At 60.1% G+C, this 18,561-nt stretch carries 17 protein-coding genes; 9 read left to right on the plus strand and 8 right to left on the minus strand.

Annotated features, from left to right (window positions below):
* The first annotated feature begins 284 nt into the window (after positions 1-284).
* Both arsB and GCU68_RS18990 read left to right on the plus strand, forming a co-directional pair.
* Entirely contained in the window at positions 285-1,451 is a 1,167-nt protein-coding gene (gene arsB / locus GCU68_RS18985; RefSeq protein WP_152944212.1) for an ACR3 family arsenite efflux transporter, read from the plus strand.
* 13 nt (positions 1,452-1,464) lie between these two features.
* A complete protein-coding gene (locus GCU68_RS18990) occupies positions 1,465-1,923 on the plus strand; it encodes an arsenate-mycothiol transferase ArsC (protein ID WP_152944213.1) in 459 nt (152 codons plus the stop codon).
* Between the two features lie 124 nt (positions 1,924-2,047).
* Here GCU68_RS18990 and GCU68_RS18995 read toward each other — a convergent pair whose 3' ends face one another.
* Positions 2,048-2,881: a formyltransferase family protein gene (locus tag GCU68_RS18995; protein WP_152944214.1), complete on the minus strand. Its 834-nt coding sequence runs from the start codon at positions 2,879-2,881 to the stop codon at positions 2,048-2,050.
* Between the two features lie 641 nt (positions 2,882-3,522).
* On the opposite strand from GCU68_RS18995, the gene GCU68_RS19000 reads away from it, so the two are divergent.
* Entirely contained in the window at positions 3,523-4,062 is a 540-nt protein-coding gene (locus GCU68_RS19000; RefSeq protein ID WP_152944215.1) for an OsmC family protein, read from the plus strand.
* An 8-nt stretch (positions 4,063-4,070) separates the two neighbouring features.
* On the opposite strand, the gene GCU68_RS19005 is transcribed toward GCU68_RS19000, so the two are convergent.
* From GCU68_RS19005 to GCU68_RS19020, 5 genes are all read right to left on the minus strand, one after another.
* A complete protein-coding gene (locus tag GCU68_RS19005; RefSeq protein ID WP_152944216.1) occupies positions 4,071-5,057 on the minus strand; it encodes a patatin-like phospholipase family protein in 987 nt (328 codons plus the stop codon).
* 118 nt (positions 5,058-5,175) lie between these two features.
* Positions 5,176-5,442, minus strand: coding sequence for a HalOD1 output domain-containing protein (locus GCU68_RS21120; RefSeq protein WP_161991530.1), 267 nt, complete (start codon positions 5,440-5,442; stop codon positions 5,176-5,178).
* A gap of 729 nt (positions 5,443-6,171) precedes the next feature.
* Positions 6,172-8,178 (minus strand): TRAP transporter permease, encoded by a 2,007-nt coding sequence (locus GCU68_RS19010; RefSeq protein ID WP_152944217.1) that lies wholly within the window; start codon positions 8,176-8,178, stop codon positions 6,172-6,174.
* Between the two features lie 31 nt (positions 8,179-8,209).
* A complete protein-coding gene (locus GCU68_RS19015) occupies positions 8,210-9,259 on the minus strand; it encodes a TAXI family TRAP transporter solute-binding subunit (RefSeq protein WP_227015092.1) in 1,050 nt (349 codons plus the stop codon).
* A 223-nt stretch (positions 9,260-9,482) separates the two neighbouring features.
* Entirely contained in the window at positions 9,483-10,019 is a 537-nt protein-coding gene (locus GCU68_RS19020) for a PadR family transcriptional regulator (RefSeq protein ID WP_152944218.1), read from the minus strand.
* A 135-nt stretch (positions 10,020-10,154) separates the two neighbouring features.
* On the opposite strand from GCU68_RS19020, the gene GCU68_RS19025 reads away from it, so the two are divergent.
* The 5 genes from GCU68_RS19025 to GCU68_RS19040 all read left to right on the plus strand — a co-directional run bounded on the left by GCU68_RS19025 (position 10,155) and on the right by GCU68_RS19040 (position 14,932).
* The gene (locus GCU68_RS19025) at positions 10,155-10,934 is read left to right on the plus strand and encodes an SDR family NAD(P)-dependent oxidoreductase (RefSeq protein ID WP_152944219.1); all 780 of its coding nucleotides are present in this window, start codon (positions 10,155-10,157) and stop codon (positions 10,932-10,934) included.
* Between the two features lie 122 nt (positions 10,935-11,056).
* A complete protein-coding gene (locus GCU68_RS19030) occupies positions 11,057-12,241 on the plus strand; it encodes a CaiB/BaiF CoA transferase family protein (RefSeq protein ID WP_152944220.1) in 1,185 nt (394 codons plus the stop codon).
* A 112-nt stretch (positions 12,242-12,353) separates the two neighbouring features.
* Positions 12,354-13,577 carry an MFS transporter gene (locus GCU68_RS19035; RefSeq protein WP_264373495.1) on the plus strand — a complete coding sequence of 408 codons (1,224 nt, stop codon included), beginning with the start codon at positions 12,354-12,356 and terminating at the stop codon, positions 13,575-13,577.
* A gap of 59 nt (positions 13,578-13,636) precedes the next feature.
* Positions 13,637-13,792 carry a hypothetical protein gene (locus tag GCU68_RS21465; protein ID WP_168927122.1) on the plus strand — a complete coding sequence of 52 codons (156 nt, stop codon included), beginning with the start codon at positions 13,637-13,639 and terminating at the stop codon, positions 13,790-13,792.
* A gap of 90 nt (positions 13,793-13,882) precedes the next feature.
* Positions 13,883-14,932: a zinc-dependent alcohol dehydrogenase gene (locus GCU68_RS19040; RefSeq protein WP_227015093.1), complete on the plus strand. Its 1,050-nt coding sequence runs from the start codon at positions 13,883-13,885 to the stop codon at positions 14,930-14,932.
* A gap of 8 nt (positions 14,933-14,940) precedes the next feature.
* Here the strand turns inward: GCU68_RS19040 and GCU68_RS19045 are convergent, their stop codons facing one another.
* Positions 14,941-15,666: a cyclase family protein gene (locus GCU68_RS19045; RefSeq protein ID WP_152944221.1), complete on the minus strand. Its 726-nt coding sequence runs from the start codon at positions 15,664-15,666 to the stop codon at positions 14,941-14,943.
* 44 nt (positions 15,667-15,710) lie between these two features.
* On the minus strand, positions 15,711-16,874 hold the full coding sequence (locus GCU68_RS19050; protein WP_152944222.1) for an acyl-CoA dehydrogenase family protein: 1,164 nt from the start codon (positions 16,872-16,874) through the stop codon (positions 15,711-15,713).
* Between the two features lie 131 nt (positions 16,875-17,005).
* Here GCU68_RS19050 and GCU68_RS19055 point away from each other — a divergent pair, with 131 nt between their 5' ends.
* Positions 17,006-18,559: a class I adenylate-forming enzyme family protein gene (locus GCU68_RS19055; RefSeq protein WP_152944223.1), complete on the plus strand. Its 1,554-nt coding sequence runs from the start codon at positions 17,006-17,008 to the stop codon at positions 18,557-18,559.
* The last annotated feature ends 2 nt before the right edge of the window (positions 18,560-18,561 follow it).

Consider the following 18,561-nt stretch of genomic DNA (forward strand, 5'->3'; position numbering starts at 1 on the left):
GATAGAAATCGAACGAGGGCATCGATCTTCTGTTGTATCAGCGATCGTATCCGCAAGTATTATTTGAATACTCTTTCAACTACGAGTGATGCCAACAGCGACACGACGTCATCAGCGCGGTTTCTGGTATACGACAGATAACGTCAGTTCGAACGCCGCCAGCCACAGACGCTCGCGCGCATTCGAGATGGGGGTCCGTGCGGGCCACGGTAGCCGGTTACGACCCTCTCGCACCGCAACCGGCGTCGTCACAATGCCGACGGTATCGAACACGGGGGCGACGAATGAGTAGCGCCGACACGCACGAACACGGGCCGAATTGTGGCTGTGAGAGCTGTGGTGACCCGCGGTCGATGGATTTCCTCGATAAGTATCTCACCATCTGGATCTTCGGTGCGATGGCGATCGGCGTCGGACTCGGGTTCGTCGCGCCGTCGGTCACCGGACCGATCCAGGACCTTCACCTCGTTGAGATCGGACTCGTCCTGATGATGTATCCGCCGCTGGCGAAGGCGGACTACTCACAGCTCCGGACGGTCTTCAGTAACTGGCGCGTGCTCGGGCTGAGCCTCGTCCAGAACTGGCTCATCGGCCCGACGCTCATGTTCGGGCTCGCGGTGATCTTCTTTAGCGGGTTGGTTCCCGGCCTGCCGGCGCGTCCCGAGTACTTCCTCGGCCTCGTGTTCATCGGCATGGCACGGTGTGTCGCGATGGTCCTCGTCTGGAACGAGTTGGCCGAGGGGTCGACCGAATACGTTACCGGGCTGGTCGCGTTCAACAGCCTCTTTCAGATCGTCACCTACGGCGTGTACGTCTGGTTTTTCGGCCTGTTCTTACCGCCGCTGCTCGGGATGGAGACACTTGTCGCTGGCATCGAAACGTTCGACGTGACGCCGACGCAGGTTCTCGAGGCGATCGTCATCTTCCTCGGCATTCCCTTCGCCGGCGGCTTCCTCACCCGGTACGTCGGCACGCGAACGAACGGCGAGGAGTGGTACGACGAGGAGTTCGTCCCGAAAATCGATCCGCTTACGCTGGTTGCGCTCCTGTTTACCGTCATCGTGATGTTCGCGACACAGGGTGAGAACATCGTCGGGGCACCTGGCGACGTGTTGCTCATCGCCGTCCCGCTGACGATCTACTTCGTCGTGATGTTCCTCGTGAGCTTCGGGATGGGGAAAGGGATCGGCGCGGACTACTCGACGACGACGGCGATCGGTTTCACCGCCGCCTCGAACAACTTCGAACTCGCGATCGCCGTCGCCGTCGCGGTGTTCGGCGTTGGCTCTGGTGTCGCTTTCACGACGGTTGTCGGCCCGCTAATCGAGGTGCCCGTCCTGCTTGCACTGGTCAACGTTGCCCTGTACTTCCAGCGGACGTTCGACTGGAGTGGTGCCACGACCGGCGGTCTTGGACCGTCCGCTTCGGAACTGACCCCAGAAGACGACTGAGTACGATATTCCAATGCCCACAGACACCAATTCCACAGCACCGACCCGTATCGCCTTCGTCTGCGTCCAGAACGCCGGCCGATCGCAGATGGCCTACGCGTTCGGTCAACGAGAAGTCGAGGCGCGCGGCCTCGAGGACGAAATCGAACTGCTCACCGGTGGGACGGACCCCGCCGACCACGTCCACGATGAAGTCGTCAGTGCGATGGCTGACGTCGGAGTCGATCTCGCCGATCGGACGCCGCGAGAGATCACGTTCGAGGAGACCAAACGGAGTGATTACGTCGTCACGATGGGCTGTTCGGCCAGCGGGGTCTGTCCCGCGGGCTGGGCGGGCGAGAACCGCGACTGGGACCTCGACGATCCGGATGGAGAGTCCCCGGCTGACGTTGCGGCGATCCGAGACGAGATCGAACAGCGCGTCGGCGCGCTGTTCGACGAAATCGAAGCCGCTCGAGCTCGTCCCGACTGATACGGTCTGCTGTACTGAGTTACCGGTGTAACCGCGACCGTCCTGTGGTTGCACCGGAACTGACGCAGAGTAGTCCGTATGACGCGATTGTCGCACTGACACTACCGTGCGGTCGGCCCATACCCTACGTCATTCGGCTCGAGAACACGCTTCGAATCCGGTTCGTGCTGTTCTTTCCGACGAACTGGAGCACTTCTATTGCGGATGGTGCTTTTCGATACGTCCCCAGTGATGCCGGTGTGAACGGATCGGACGTGGGATCGTTGAACGTGGTGATACCGTCGACCAGCAGTTGGCCCAGTACAGTGGTGCGTTGCCGGCGTTTGACAGCGTCGAACGTGTCGTGCTCGTAAATCGGAACGTCCTCGACGGCGACGATTCGACCCCCGTCGACGCGATCGGTGAGTTGCTGAAGTGTTATCCCGACCGTGCTTTCGCCGTCCAGAAACTCCCAGAGGGCACCGATCCGCCCCCGGTACTCCCTGATGTCGCTGAAGTGGAACGACAGGACACCACACTCGAGGGCGTCGAGAACACGTCCCGTGAGCAGCCCAAAACCGAACCGAAGGGCGACGTCCGTCTCGGCTGCGATCCGGTCGACGACGTCGTCGGGAAGTGATGTCCAGTACTCGTCTTCCCGGTTCGGTGAACAGCGAACGACGTCTGCATCAGCGAGTGCATCGACGGAGGTGTAGTGACGCGGTTCGTCGTATGCAGGTGGACCGCGAAGTGTCCTGGTGAGGACATCGCTGGCCCACACGAACAGCCAGAGGCCCCAGCTTCTGGCCTCTCCGAGGAGGTACTGCAGCGACCGATCCTGAACACAGCGCGGATCGTCGTTGATAAGGACCAGCGGAATCTCGACAGCGGTCTCATCCACCAGATACTGGATTGCTGACGCCTGATATGCGGGCATGACGTCGTTTTGCAGCAGTACGCAGACGGAGTTACATCGCATTCGTGCTGTTTGCACACCAACGACGGTCTTCAACGCTCGTACGCGGATACGACGTTGCAACTGGGCCGAACGTTTAACTACGGGTGTAGAAAGTCATTGATACTAACATATCGCACCACGGTTGGGTACTGCGCCCCGTCGAGGATATCTGGTACTGACTGTCGTGGTCGTCGATTACCGTGAAGTTCGTCGACGCGTTCGTGGCGTCGTTCTGTTCGATGTCGTGAATACGTGCTCGATTTACGAGGCCACCTGTCCACTCGACCGCTGTACGGACCGTGAACGACGCTTGCTCGAGGCCTGCAGAGACTGCTTCCGTCACTGATACGTATGTTGACACGTAGTCCAGTTACGATACTATTGTCTCAACAACGCAATATAGTAGGTATACCTTTTCGCATCGTTCGTGGTGCGTCTTCCGGTCAATATTGTACGCTCCTGTCATCGCTTCCTCTTGGTAGCGATTCCCTGTTTCTACTATATCGGCGGTCTCAAGCGGAACACAAGCCGAATCCGAATACTGTCTCCACACCACTCAAACGAACAATGATCATGTTTTCTATACAGAATTCGGAAATAACGTGTATCTCCGATGGAGTTACAACTGGTCCTCTACGTATTTGCTATTGGATAATATTCACATGACTCTGAAAAACGGAATCGATATCGAGGCGTTCGAACGACTCACCGGCGCTGCCGATGATGACCCAGCAAACGCTGCATTCAGATTTTTTGCAGAAACCGAGTGGACTGGCGAAACAACGTGTGAAACCACTGTTAGCAACATCGAAAAGGGTGGTACACTCGTTGAATCGCCAGAGTTCACCATGGAAGGTGCGCTATTCGGACATCGTGATGCACCGAACGCACTCGAGCAGTTGCTTTCGTCGCTCGGAACCTGCCTCACGATCACGTACGCCGCACACGGTGCGAAGCGTGATATCGAAATCTCCGAAATCCGCCTCGAGTTCGAGGGACGCGTCGATATGCGCGGGCTCCTTGGACTCGCCGACGACGTCCGCCCTGGCTTCGATCGGATCGAGTGCACCGCACACATCGAATCGCCCGCATCGACGGCTGAACTCGAAGCGTTACAAGAAGTCGCCCACTCGACATCGCCCATCTTAGACAACCTCGAGAACGAAGTTACGGTCGACATTCAACACGCCACCGCGGAGTGACGTGTTGACTACGGCCGTCCTCTGAGAAAACGTTCGGCGCGTCGCTGTCCCCGCTGGAGCAGTCGTTCAATAAACTCCGGATCTCGATCGACCTTCGTTGGCGCGGCGAGATCGCTGCCCAGATCGATGAACTCGACGTCGATCGGCTTGTACTCCCGCGGGAGGCTCCCTCGTTCGATCAGGTCGTTCATTTTCTCGATGAAGTACACCTCCTGATACAGCGAGAGGTTGCCCGCCAGTTCGTTGCGCCGGTCCGCGATATCCTCGACCGATTGCGGTACGTCCTCGCGATGTTTGGGATTGATTTGGACGATCCAGATCTCGTCTGGTTTCTTCGCCGCCTTCTGTGGCCTCGTCAGAAAATCTCGAACCGGGGGATTCTGGGAGAATAGTCCATCCCAGTACCAGTGGGCGTCGATCTCGACCGCTTCGAACAGCGTCGGAATCGCCGCCGACGCAAGTACAGTCTCCGCGGTGACCGCCTCGTTGCAAAAGGTCGTGAACTCTCCTTCAGTTACGTCTGCCGCCCCGAGGATCAGGTCAACCGACGTTTTGTCGGCGAGTTCGGGAACGCGTTCGAACTCAATGTGTGTCTCGAGCGTGTCCAGAAACCGATCGCGTCCAGCCTCGGTGTACGGGAGTTCGTAGGGGCTGAACAGCGGCAGCGGGCCGCCCCGTGCGGCGAAGTGGGCCAGTGCGACGAGCCACGCGTTGGAGACCGTATCGAACGGCGACCGAGCCGAGAAGTCACGCCAGATCGAATCGAGTATCCCAACGGCACGGTCGGTTCCACTGTCGGCCAAGCCGTACCAGGCGGCAGTTGCACAGACGGCTCCACCCGAGGTCCCGCTCAATCCAACGAGTTCGTAGGAACGGTTGTCACACTCTCGGAGCAGGCGTTTGAGAACGCCTGCAGTAAACGCCGTATGGCTGCCACCGCCCTGACAAGCGATCGCCACTCGAGTGGGACTGTCGGAACCGGGACCGGTACTCATGTCTCATCTGTCAACCCGTTTTCCTATAGTGTTACGGGAACGGTTTTCGAGGCGGAATCTCGGTTGTGTCGGTTTTCGAAACGGGATCGTCTGCCTGCGTTTTCGACTCGAGCCCGACTCACACGACTTCTGTCTCTGGAACAGTGTTCGAAAGTTGATCGATGACTGTCACCGCTCCGTTTTTATCTATACGGATCGTGTAACCATTGTACGAAAATTCGACCATAGACGGGATTTTTTCGGGCGTGGTCGCTCGGAAGAGCGAATCGAGTGCGTCTGTATCGATAGCGTTGTGGAGTGGTGGCTCGAGTTCTTCGACTGGAACGCCGTCGCGTTCGGCGACAGACTGTACGACTTTGAGGCTAACTGGCTGATCGTGGGTCATATTCAGCGCTGCCAGATTCAACTATATAAATGCAGGTGTTCGTCCAATGACGCACGTCAGACGATCGCTTGAACAGTTCTCGAGAACTGCTGCCACGTTGATTGACGTGCAGGCGTGCTTGAACGGCACAAAACAACTGAAACGGCTCACACACCGACGGCACAGCTGCCGTTCGACCAGGTGGATAATGACGTTCAGTGGCTACCACAATATCACATGACGGATAGGAATACTGCAAAAAGTACTTTCACAACTATTTCCGGATTTGTTGGTTATATCTAAATAATATATGTCGTCTTCACATTCTATTTGATATTCACACAGAATCGATATCGACCGAGCTCAGCTCCCCCGTTTAAAGCTAATATTGCTTGGAACCGACTTGCTCGAGACGCTCGTGCTCTCACATTCGTTGCGTCGCTGAATCGGAAAGTGGATGTTATCGTGCGTTATACCGACGATTTCGAGCTGGATTTGAGAGATTGCTGTCTTTTACTAGCCTCAACATAGTCTTGGCTGTGGATCTGTTCGTTGTGAGAAACGGGACAGTCTTAAAATATCAGTAAAGGTATACCATTACCGAAGTACTGCTTATCAGATAGTATAAAAAGAAGAAAATAACCTACTCAGAAATAACTCGAGTCGCCGAATTTGTTCGAAGCCAGTCCGTGTGGATCTTCGGTCGTACAGAAAGAAAACGAATGGTATACAGCCTCGAGATCGAATCCGTCAGTCTTCGATCGTCTGGACGGTATCCGTCGTGGATCGCTGGCCGAGTCGTTTTCGGATGGGGTTCTGGAGTTGGATCGCGACCATCACGAGGATGATTCCGACGCAGGCGAGTCGAACCACCATGTTGGGGTACACCATCGCGAGAACCCCGAGGACGAAGTAAACGCCCTTGATCGGGAATTTAACGGCCGGGCTCTCGTGGAAGAACGTGCCGTGGTAGTTGAGGCCGTGAGCGATGCCGAACGCGCCGAGCAAGGCGATGAATCCCGACACGAACGTCTCCGTTCCCCAGCCACCGACGACGATTTCGGGATTGTAGATGAACGCAAACGGCAGGACGTAGATCGGCGCGGATATCTTCAACGCCTCGTGGGCTGTCCGCCAGAAGTTACTCTCGGCGATCCCCGTCGCGACGACGACCGCAATCGCGATCGGCGGCGTGAGCCCGGAGAGGATTGCGGCGTACAGCACGAAGAAGTGCGCCGCCAAGTCCGGAACGAAGAACTGCTGGATCAGTGCCGGTGCGATCAGCGATGCGACGATGACGTACGCTGCAACGGTCGGCATTCCGAGTCCCAGAATAATCGAAATGATCATCGCGAGGATCACGGCGTACAACATGACGCCACCGGAGATATCAAGCAGTGCGAGCGAGAGCACACCCGGAATGCCCGACGCTTCGAACACGTCGACGACGCCGTTGATCGCTGCAATGATGATCGCAATCGGTGCCAGAATCATCGCCCCTTCTCTGAACCCGATCGCAGTATCACCGAGTAGGCTGCCGAACTCCCGTTGGAGACTCTCGCCCTCGAGTGCCGTCTGCACTAACGGGAACCCGAAGCCGGTGACTAACATCACGATAATAGTGTAGAGTGCGGACGTGAGCACGGTGTACTGGAGCACGCCGAGCATGAAGACCAGGACCGCGAACGGAATACCGAACCGGAGACACTGGATCGCAAACTCTCTCGTCGACATCCGCTCGTCGAACTGGCTCTCCACGTCGATATCGATCGTCTTCCCTTCGAGTTGACCGATTCCCTTGTAATGGACGGCGATAACGACGGAGCCGTAGAATACGACCGCGGGAACGATGCCCGAGACCATGACCTCGAGATACGTAATGCCGAGCAGTGAGGCCATCACGAACGCCGCCGCACCCATGATCGGCGGCATGATCTGTCCACCGGTCGAAGCGACGGATTCGATTCCGCCGGCCGTTTCGCTTTTCATCCCTGTTTCTTTCATGAGCGGGATCGTGAACGAGCCGGTGATCGCCGTGTTCGCCGCTTGGCTCCCGGTAATCGAGCCGATGATGATGCTTGAGGTCACCGCGGATAACGCGATGCCGGAGCGAATGTAGGTCGCCATCCGGAGCGCGACACGCATGATGAGGTCGAACGCGCCGAAGCCGCGCATCAGTCCGGCGTACAGCAAGAACAAGGCGACCCACGTTGCGATGATCCTGGATATCGATCCGTAGACGCCTTGAAAGTCGAGCACCATGATGTTCGCCGTACGGTTGAGACTGAACCCGCCGTGGCGAAGGATCCCCGGCGCGAGGTCGCCGTAGAGGCCGTAGAGGAGCGCGCCAACGATGACGGCCAGGAACGTAAAGCCGTAGGCTCGGTACGAGAGATAAAGGATCACGAGCACGAACGCGATAGCGATCGCGTACTCTCGAGGTAACGCGGTCCCGACACGAATCGAGAGCAGCGTGTCGTAAAACACCGTCATATATACTGTCGTCACGATCGTCACGACGGTGGAGAGAGCGAGTCCGACCAGCTCCAATCGTCGTTCCTCTCTGTACGCCTCGATCAGCTCGTTACCGAGATAGACGACGATGATCGCGCCGAGAAAGATCACGGTGAACAGAATCCGGTCCATCCGCTGGGTGAACGCGTAGTATAGAACCCAGACCCACGTTATAATCGCTAATGCCGTTACCACATCGTTGGCGACCTCTAATCGGTCTTTGTTTGAAATTGAGTAAACCATATTTATTTCCGGTGGCGGATGCAGCTATCGACTATTCGTCACCGCGAGTCCAGCTGTCATCCCAGACGTCGTTCTCTTCGTACCAGTCCGCGGCGCCGGGATGGATCGGTATCTCGTCCGTGTGCGTCAGTGCGAACGTGAAGTTTTCCGGATCGGACCAATCCAGGATCGTCGGGTTCGCGTCCTGCATCGACTGGTAGTTGTTGTGACAGATCTCCATGAGTTCGTACACTGCGTCCGCGGGAATGTCCGGACTGAACAGGTACGGGTAGGTCTCCGTCCACGTGTGTTTCGGGAAGTCACCACCCTGAACGTCCTGTTCCCACCCGCCGATCTCGTCGACTTCCTGATAGCCGGCACCGCCGAAGTCCTCGGCTGCAGTGACGAAGTCGTCGGTCATTTCGATCGCCCTGACGTCGACGCGCGAGTCGATCTCGGTCGCCCACGACGGCAGCTGCGTGAAGTTCGAGGTGTAGACGACGAACGCTTCGACGCGACCTTCCTCGAGGGCGCTTGCGGCCTCTGTCGTTTCGAAGTTGACGACGCCCTCCTCGAGTTCCTCCCAGAGGCCGGCGTTTCCGTACATCTCCTCGGTCATCGCACGCAGCCCCCACCCGGCGGGAAGGGCGTAGATGTCTCGTCCGGGGAGATCGTCGGTCGTTTCGATGTCGCTGTCCTCGAGGGCCATCCAGTACAGGTTCAGCGAAAGGTGGCCGAACCCGTGTTGTGGGTAGTCGGAGACGTTGTCCGGCGCCTCGAACGGGCCGGTCTCCTGAAGGGCCTGATTCAGGATGTAGTTCCCTGCGGAGTAGGAGTTCAACTCGCCGTCCGCGTACAGGCGGATGGACTGTGGGTCACCGCCCGCGTCCTGAGTGATGAAGTTGATCGAGTCCGACTCCTGGCTCACGACCCGCTGGATCGCCTGCGAATTTCCGTACGTAGATGACCCCGAAGACGACGAACCGACGGTCATATCGACCTGATCCCCACCACCACCGAGACAACCTGCGAGGGCGACTGCACCGATTCCAGCAGACCCCTTCAGTATAGCTCTCCGAGACTGTTTACCATTCTCAAGCATCGTTATGACGATGATGGCTATATTATTTAAACTTTTCCCCGGAATACACCCAACAGTCTCTATTCCGACGTATAATTTGGATAAATAACTACCTTTGGCCCTGTTCGTCGAACAGTATGGAAATACCCATCGGCTATCGGCAACCGATAGTTGGTATGCAACACCATACGGATGAAACCGATGTGACCCGAGCACGCTCGGTCACAGGCAGACGCGATCGGTGTTACTCCGTCATCGATTGCACAGCCGCGAGCCACTCGAGAAACGCATCGATGATCCTGACTCGGAGATCGAGCAACTGGCTCCGATAGCCCGTCGCGTTCGATGATGAGCTTTCGTCCTCGTGGCGAGCCTCGAGCGTACGTAATCGGTCACGCGCCTCGAAGAGTTGCGCTTGCAATGCGTTGAGCTCGTCGTGTTGTGCAGCCGTCGGCAGGTGGTGGAGAAAGCCGAGTTTCAAGAACAGGTGCGAGTGAAACGTTGGATTCGAAATATCGTCGACGGGTTCACTGAGCAGTGTTTGCAGTCGCTCGTGGCCAGCAGACGTGATCTCGTAGCCGTACTCGTCTCCGTCCCGGACGGATGTGACGTGACCGTCGTCCTCGAGTTGCGAGATCGTCGGCATGAGGATACCGGTACTCGCACCCCAGTACCGGCCGAAGCTGTGTCGGAGCTTCTCGTGGATTCGGTTCATCGTCGCGGTTTCCTCTTCCGCGAGCACACCGAGCACACCGAGACTCGCGAGCTGTCGTTGCTCCATACGTACAGTCGTTCTCGTGAGCAGTATTAAATCCTCCACGCACTCGCGGTCACTCGAATGGAGAGTTCTGTTCGAATTTCTATCAACAGATCGTCAAAAGAGGGATATGTCCGCTCCATCTTTGAGACAACGAACATGAACGTTCACGCAGAGACAGCCTTCGTAACCGGCGGGAGCGTCGGCATCGGCCGGCTGATCAGCCTCGAACTCGCAAACCACGGCGTCACGGTCGTCGTGGCCGATCTCGATGCAGACGCGCGGAAAGGAACAGTCGACGAAATCGAAGCGAACGGCGGAACCGCGGTCGAAACGCATCTCGACCTCACCGAGCCAGCGTCTATCGACGCCGCGATCGAGTCTGCGGAAGACGCCGTCGGAACGATCGATATTCTGGTGAACAACGCCGGCATCGCGGGGCCGACAGCACCGCTCGAGGAGACCTCGCTCGAGGAGTGGGACACGACGTTGTCGATCAATCTCCGCGGTGCGTTCCTCTGTACGCGCGCGGTCATTGGTGAGATGAAAGCACAGGGGTACGGACGCGTGATCAATATCTCCTCGTCGTCGGGGAAACGCGCGGTTCCGATGCGTAGTCCGTACGCGAGTTCGAAGGCAGGATTGCTGGGACTCACGCGAACGACGGCAGCCGAAGCGGGCCCACACGGCGTCACCGCAAACGCGATCTGCCCGGGCCCAGTCGATGGTCCACGGATTCAGAACGTCATCGACGAGCGTGCCGAAAACTCCGAGCAGTCCCGCGCGGAGATCGTCGAGGAAAAAGAAGGGGAAGCGCTCACCCGGTCGTTCGTCGACCCGGAGGACATCGCCGCAACGGTGGCGTATCTCTGTTCGGACGCCACCGAGAATATCACCGGACAGGCGCTCAACGTCTCGGGCGGGAAGATCATCCATTGACCATGCCTCTCTCGCTCTCGAGACTCGATCCCGAGACTCGCTAGTCGAGTCGGCGGCATGCCGTCGCTGGAAACGTTTGGCGAAAGATAACACATATCAATAGTGACGGAGATGGAACGGTTATGCAGCCACTCGACGGTATCGACGTCCTCGATTTCACACAGTCGATCGCGGGACCGATCTGTACGCAATCGCTCGCGGCGCTCGGTGCCAACGTCGTCAAAGTAGAGCCGCCGGAGGGAGACGCGTTCCGTCCACTGATCAACGGCGCGATGTTCGCCTCGTGCAACCGGGGGAAACGGAGTCTGTCGCTCGATCTCAAACGCGATGAGGGACAACAGCTCGCACGGGAGCTGGCGGCCGAAGCGGACGTCGTCGTCGAGAGTTTCCGACCGGGCGTCCTGGAGCAGTTCGGCCTCGAGTACGAGTCGGTCGCCGAAACGAATCCCGATGTCGTCTACTGCTCGGTGACGGGATTCGGTCAGGATGGTCCGTACGAAGACTATCCCGCGTACGATCCGATCGCACAGGCGATGTCCGGCCTCCTGAGCGTCACTGGTCCAACCGACGGGAAACCGGTTCGCGTCGGCACCAGCGCGATCGACTACACCACCGGCCTGACTGCCGCGATGCTCGTTATGGGTGGGCTGTTGGGTCGGCGATCGGACGGTGGAACGCACATCGACGTCTCGCTGTTCGACGTGGCGACGACGTGGATGGGCTACTGGGTCGCACAGTACACCGCTACCGACCGGGTGCCGACGCCGTCCGGCGACGGCATCTACGGTATCTCACCCTACGGGATCTACGATGCCGGCGACGGTGAACCGTTCTACCTCGCGACGGCATCGACTAAACTGTACCACCGACTCTGCCGGACGCTCGAGCGAGACGACCTCCTCGAGGATGACCGATTCGAGACGCTCACGGATCGCTGGGAGCACCGCGAGTCGCTGCGAGCCGAACTCGAGGCGACGTTCGACGCGTACGACCGCGCCGAACTGGTCGAGTTGCTCGTCGCGGCCGGCGTCCCGGCAGGACCAGTGCGGTCGGTCGACGAACTCGTCGAGGACGACCCGCACGCAGCGTCGCGGGAGCTATTCGTCGAGACGTACAACCAGCACCTTGAGACGCCGTGTCGGACGACTCGACTGCCGTTTCGATTCACCGATGGCGCGGTCGATACGCTCGGATCGCCACCTCGACAGGGAGAGCACACGAGCGCGGTCCTCCAGGAGTGGGGCTACGACGATGAGACCGTCGAGATGCTCTTCGAGAACGATGTCCTCCACGGTCAAGCGGAGTGAGCCACCACGTCCTGTGTGAGTTTGGTGGGTCCCTCGCGAAAGGCGAGGCGATCACCGTCGTTCGTCCCAGTCCCCAGAACGTTTAATATCGATACCGACAGATGATTTTTGAGTGACGAGCAACACGTTGGGATACTTCTCTACCGTCGTGAGTAGCGTGCGCGAGCTGCTGAGTGGCCGACGCGGGACCGTTTTGATCGCGATTTCGTGTGGCTGGTTCCTGTCGATGGGCGTCAGGATGATCTATCCGGTGATGTTGCCGTACCTCCAGACGGCGTACGATCTGGATCTGACGACGGCAGGCCTGCTTCTGACAGTGCTCTTTTTTGCCTACGCGGTCGGGCAGCTCCCGGGTGGTGTGCTCGCCGACAAAGTCGGTGAACGGATCATCCTCTCGTTGAGTATGGTGATCGCCGCTGTCACGCTGGTACTCGTCATCCGCTCGCCGTCGTCGCTCGTCCTATTTGTTGCGACAGCGCTGTTCGGGTTCGGGACGGCGTTGTACGCAGTCGGTCGGTACACGATCCTCCCTCGACTGTATCCAGAACAGATCGGCGCTGCCAACGGCATGACCGCGTCCTCTCAGGACGCCGGCCAGTCCGTCCTTCCGCCGCTTGCCGGCGTCATCGCTGCTGGACTGTACTGGCAACTCGGCTTCGGATTTGCCGTTCCGTTGTTTCTTGCGATGGCCGTCGCGCTCTGGGTAATCACGCCCACCCGCACGTCGGCTCACGACGAAAACGATACGGACGGACTCTCGGTTGCTACCCTCCGGTATATCGGCTCGGTGTTGCGACAGCCCGGAATCGTCTACCCGACAGCTGTGTTGGTGCTTGGACTGTTCATCTGGCAGGCGTTCACGGGCTTCTATCCGACGTATCTGGTCCAACAGAAGGGGCTCTCGACGTCGCTCGCCAGTGGCCTCTTCGGCCTCTTTTTCGCGCTGGGAATCCTGATCAAACCGCTGTCCGGGAGCGCCTACGACCGATTCGGCGCGCGTCGCTCGGTGTTGGTCGTCTCGAGCGGCCCAGTTATCGCCTTCCTCGTGTTGCCGTTTTCCGACGGCTTCTGGGTGCTCGCGGGCGTGACGGCGCTCGTCAGTACCTTGCTTGGTTTTGCGACCGTCACGGAGCCGTACCTGCTCGAGCAACTGCCCGTGGACATCCGCGGGACGGGATTCGGCATCCTTCGAACGATCGCGTTTACCGTCGGTGCGCTGGGACCGGTGGTCTTCGGGGCTGCTGCCGACCGCGGCTTCTTCGATGAGGCGTTCATGGCACTGGCCGTCATCGCCGGCGCGATGTTGCTTCTCGGACTGCGAATCCCGAACGCGTGATCGCTCGCCGATAGCGAAGAAAACACTATTACCCGAGACGACTATCGAGATACCGACTCATGGGAACGAAATCGATCGTCGATCGGCTGCTCGAGATCGACAATCAGGTGCATGCGGCGATGCCGGTCAAAGACAGCTACAGCAAACTCTTCTTCCGAACGATCCTCTGGTTCGCGTTCTTCGTCGCCGTCTCGCTCGTCATTTCGAGCGTGTAGCGGGCTGGACGGCACTCGACATCTCGGACGCATCGGTCAGCGGAACCCGGAATGCGTACTGTTATCGTTCGACCCGATCATATCGGTGTCGTGAGCGAGAACGATCCTGCAACGGGGACGATGCGCGCGCTGATCAAAGCACGACCGGAACGGGGCATGACGCTCGAGCGCCGTCCGATTCCGGAACCGGGACCGGGCGAAGTCCGGCTTCGCGTCGAATCGGTCGGTATCGACGGCGGTGCGGAGGCGCTGATTTATGACTGGCACGAGAGCAAACACCACTACGCGGACACACTCCCGCAACTGTTCGGCCACGAGTGTGCTGGCGTGATCGACCGCGTCCATCCGACCGTCGACCGGCATCAACCGGGTGAACGCGTCGCGGTCGAGCCGGTGGTCGGCTGCGGCGCGTGTCGCCACTGCCACACCGGCTCGTTCGCCATCTGTCCGGACCGGCGACTCATCGGTCTCGACGCCGATAGCGACGGCGCGCTCGCCGAGTACGTGGTCGTCCCCGAAGCAACGCTGTACCCGATCGGCGACCTCGAGCCCGATGTCGGCGTCTTTCTCGAACTGCTTGCGCTCGGCGTCCACGCCCTCGAGCAGTCGACGTTCGAACTCGGCGATCGAGTCGCGATCGCCGGCCCGGGTGCGGTCGGAATTGGGATGCTGGTCGCCGTCGCCGCGGCGGGTGCCAGTTCGATCACCGTCATCGGGACTGACGCCGACATCGACGACCGCTTCCCGCTGGCAACGGAACTCGGTGCGACGACGACGGTCACCGCTGAAGACGGCCTTGAGGACGGTGCCGAGTTCGATGTCTTCTTCGAAGCGTCGGGAAGTCCGGGTGCCCTGTCGATGGCGACGGACGCGATTCGGCCCGGCGGCGAACTCGTCCAGATCGGCCTCTTTCACGGCCACGAAACGGTTCCCGTCGATCTCACTCGACTCACTCGCCGAGGCGTGTCGATCACGACCGTCTACGGTCGTCGGGCCTCGAGTTGGGACCGCGCGATCGCGGTCGCGGACGGACTCGATCTGTCGCCGGCGATCGGGCCGTCGTTCGCACTCGAGGAGTACGAGGCGGCGTTCGAGGCGGCCGAAAACCGGGCGGGGATCAAAATCACGCTCCACCCGTAGCGGTACGCTCAGTCCTCGACGATTGCAAACGCACGGATCGGACTCGCGGTTGCGCCGTGCAGTGGCAGCGGCGTCGCACTGAAGACGAAGCGGTGGGACGGAATGGCGTCGACGTTCCGGAGGTTTTCGACGATGAGCGTGTAGGAATCGGGCGCGCCCTCCCGAAGGAGCACGCGGTGGGCGGGCATCGAGACGTCGCCGGCGATGTCGACGTTACCGCAGTCGATCCCGACGACGCTCACGTCACGTTCGTAAAGCCACTCTGCGCCCGCTTCCGAGAGGCCAGGATGGTCTCCCAGATACGTCTCCTCGTCCTCAGGCAGATAGTCGTCCCAGCCGGTATACAGCAGCACTGAATCGCCGGGTTCGACCTCGACGCCGGCGTCGGCCGCCGCCCCCTCGAGCAGGTCGGGTCCGATCGCACCTTTCGGGCCGGCCTCGGAGACGTCGAGCCAGACGGCCGGGCCATGACACTCCTCGAGCTCGAGTTCGTCGATTGTTTTCCCGTCGGGGTGGAGATGAAACGGCGCGTCGATGTGCGTGCCGTTGTGTTCGGCGATGTAGACGAAGCCGTTGACCAGCGAGAGATCGTCGACCCCCTTGCCGCGCCAGGTGTCTTCGGCCTGCTCGTGGTTCATGCGAGTGCCCGACAGAAACAGCGGACTTCGGCCGTGATTGGGGTGGTTCGCCATCTCTTCGGTGATCTCGGCAGTCAGGTCGATCAGTTGAGACACGGCCACACATGGGTACTGGTACCTCATAACTGTTCGTAGGACGGTTAGTCGTACAGGCGGTTGGCCACCACGAGCCGATTGATTTCGTTCGTTCCCTCGTAGATCTGCATCCCTTTCGCGACGCGCATGCGCCGTTCGACCGGGTAATCCTTCGAGTAGCCGCGGGAACCGTGGATCTGGACGGCTTCGGTCGTCACGTCCATCGCGACGTCCGTCGCCTTCGTCTTCGCCATCGCTGCCTCGGAGGTGACGCGCTCGCCGCGATCCCGTTTCGCCGCCGCCGAGAGGGTAAGCAGCCGCGAGGCTTCGATCTCGATCGCCATGTCCGCGAGTTTGAACGACACGCCTTGGAACTCGCGGATCGGCTGGCCGAACTGCTCGCGGTCGTCGGCGAACGCCACGCTCTCCTCGAACGCCCCCTGTGCCACGCCGACGCCCTGTGCGGCTGTCCCGATGCGACCGATATCCAACCCCTCGAGCACGTATCGGAGCCCGCGTCCCCGTTCGCCGATGATGTTCTCGGCGGGGACGCGAACGTCGTCGAACCGGAGTTCCGTCTCGATCGATGCCTCGCCTTCCATACACGGGATGTCGCGGACGAATTCGAGGCCGTCTCGGTCGGCCGGGTTCGGGACGCCGATCAGGCTGACGCCCTCGTGGGCCGCGTCGTCTTCGTCGGCCGTCCGAACGCCGACGACGAGGAAATCAGCGACGCTGCCGTTGGTCGTCCACACTTTCTCGCCGCTCAAGATGTACTCGTCACCGTCTCGCCTTGCTGTCGTCTCGAGCGAGCCCGCATCGCTGCCGGCCTCGGGTTCGGTCAGCGAGAGCGCGGGGAGCCACTCGCCCGAGCAGATATTGCCGAGCCACTCCTCGCGTTGCCACTCTTCGCCGAACTCGTGGATCGGATAGCCGACAAGGCTGGCGGCGACCGAAGCGGCTCCGGCGAGGAGCTTCCAGCTGCGGGAGAGTTCCTCGATCGTGATCGCGTAAGAGCGGTAATCCAGCCCGAGGCCGTCGTACTCGGTTCCATACTGGACCCCGTGGAAGCCGGCGTCGGCGACCCGGTCGACGACCTCCATCGGGAAGGTGCCGGACGATTCGTACTCCTCGACGTGCGGTTCGACTTCCTGTTCACAGAACTCCCGAACCGTCGCTCGGTGCTCCTCGTGGGCCTCGGTGAGTTCGAATGCTGTCGTTGGTATCATAACATACGACCGTGCTGATCGTGTTCGTAGCTTGGTGTCATCCAACATAATTCCGTGGGATACCGTCTCATTCCGGTCGGTTTTCGCCGGTGGACAGCAGTCTTATGATGATGTGCTCCGATACCGCGTGTGTGACACAGCCAACCACTGCTGATCTTCTCGGACAGACGGCGGCTCGGTTTCCGGACAGACCTGCGCTCCGGGACCCAGCACGCGACGAAACGATCGCCTTCGCACAACTGGACGAGCGCGCACGGACCCTCGCGACCGGACTGCTCGAGGCCGGCCTCGAGCCCGGCGATCACCTCTCAGCGCTGTTGACCGATTCGATCGAGTTCGTCGAACTCCTCTTTGCGGCGGCCCACGCCGGCCTCGTGTTCAACCCGATCAGTTACCGGGTCCCGCCGAAACGGCTCGCGTACGTGCTCGAGCACGCCGAATCGATCGGCCTCGTCGTCGACGAAGACTGTCTGGACACCGTTCGGGCGCTCGAGGCCGAAGAGTTACCGGATCTGCTCGTGGGCGTCGGGACCGACGCCGAACCGGTCACGGTGCCGTACGAGCAGTTCGAGGACGACACCGGGACCGACCGGACTGCCGACCTCGAGGTCGACGTCGACGAATCCGACCCGGCAATGCTCCTCTACACCTCGGGGACGACGGGACAGCCCAAAGGTGTCCTCCACTCTCATCGGAACGTCGTCACCGCCGCGCTCGTCTCACTGCCGTACAATCGCCTTCGGCCAACCGATGTGAACGTCGCACTCGGCCCACTCTATCACGTCGGGCCGCTGCTCTGTAACGTCCTGCCAGCGCTGAACGCGGGCGCGTGTAACGTCATCCAGCACGGGTTCGATCCGGCGACGACGCTCGAGCGGATCGATTCGGAGGGGATCACGACCATGTGGGCCGTCCCGACGCACGTGCGGGCGCTGGTCGACGAACCGTCGATCGAGGAACGAGCCGTCGAGGGCGTGCGGATGATCCAGTACTCCGGTGCGGCGATGCCTGCCGCGGTCGCGACACGCGCACGTGAGCACGTCTCGGACTGCGATTTCGTCAACGCCTATGGCACGACGGAGATCACCTTCGGGACGCTGATCCATCCGGAGTTCCACGACGAGAAACTGGGCAGCATCGGGCAGGCCGCGCCCAACGCGGCCGTCCGCATCGTCGACGCCGAGGCCCCCGTTCCGGACGCCGTCGTCGACACCGACGAGGTGGGCGAACTGCTCGTCAAGGCCGCCACGTGCATGCTCGAGTACTGGAAGGACCCGGAGGCGACTGACGAGGCGATCGTCGACGGCTGGTATCGAACTGGCGACCTCGGACGGCGCGACGCGGACGGCTTCCTCTACTTCGTCGACCGGAAAGACGACATGATCGTCAGCGGCGGCGAGAACATCTATCCAGCGGAAGTCGAGGAACTTCTCCACAGTCATCCGGAGGTCCGTTCGGGGGCGGTCGTCGGCGTCCCCGACGACGAGTGGGGGGAGGTCGTCACGGCGTTCGTCGTTCCGGCCGACGAGGACCTCTCGAACGATGATCTTGAGGAGTTTTTCGTCGCGTCCGACGCCCTCGAGTCGTTCAAACGCCCACGTCAGTACGTGTTCAAAGAAGCGCTGCCGAAAACGAGCAGCGACAAGATCGATCGGCGGGCGTTGCTCGAGTCGACGACGGAGTAGCG

The organism is Natronorubrum aibiense (genome assembly GCF_009392895.1).
GTDB lineage: Archaea > Halobacteriota > Halobacteria > Halobacteriales > Natrialbaceae > Natronorubrum > Natronorubrum aibiense.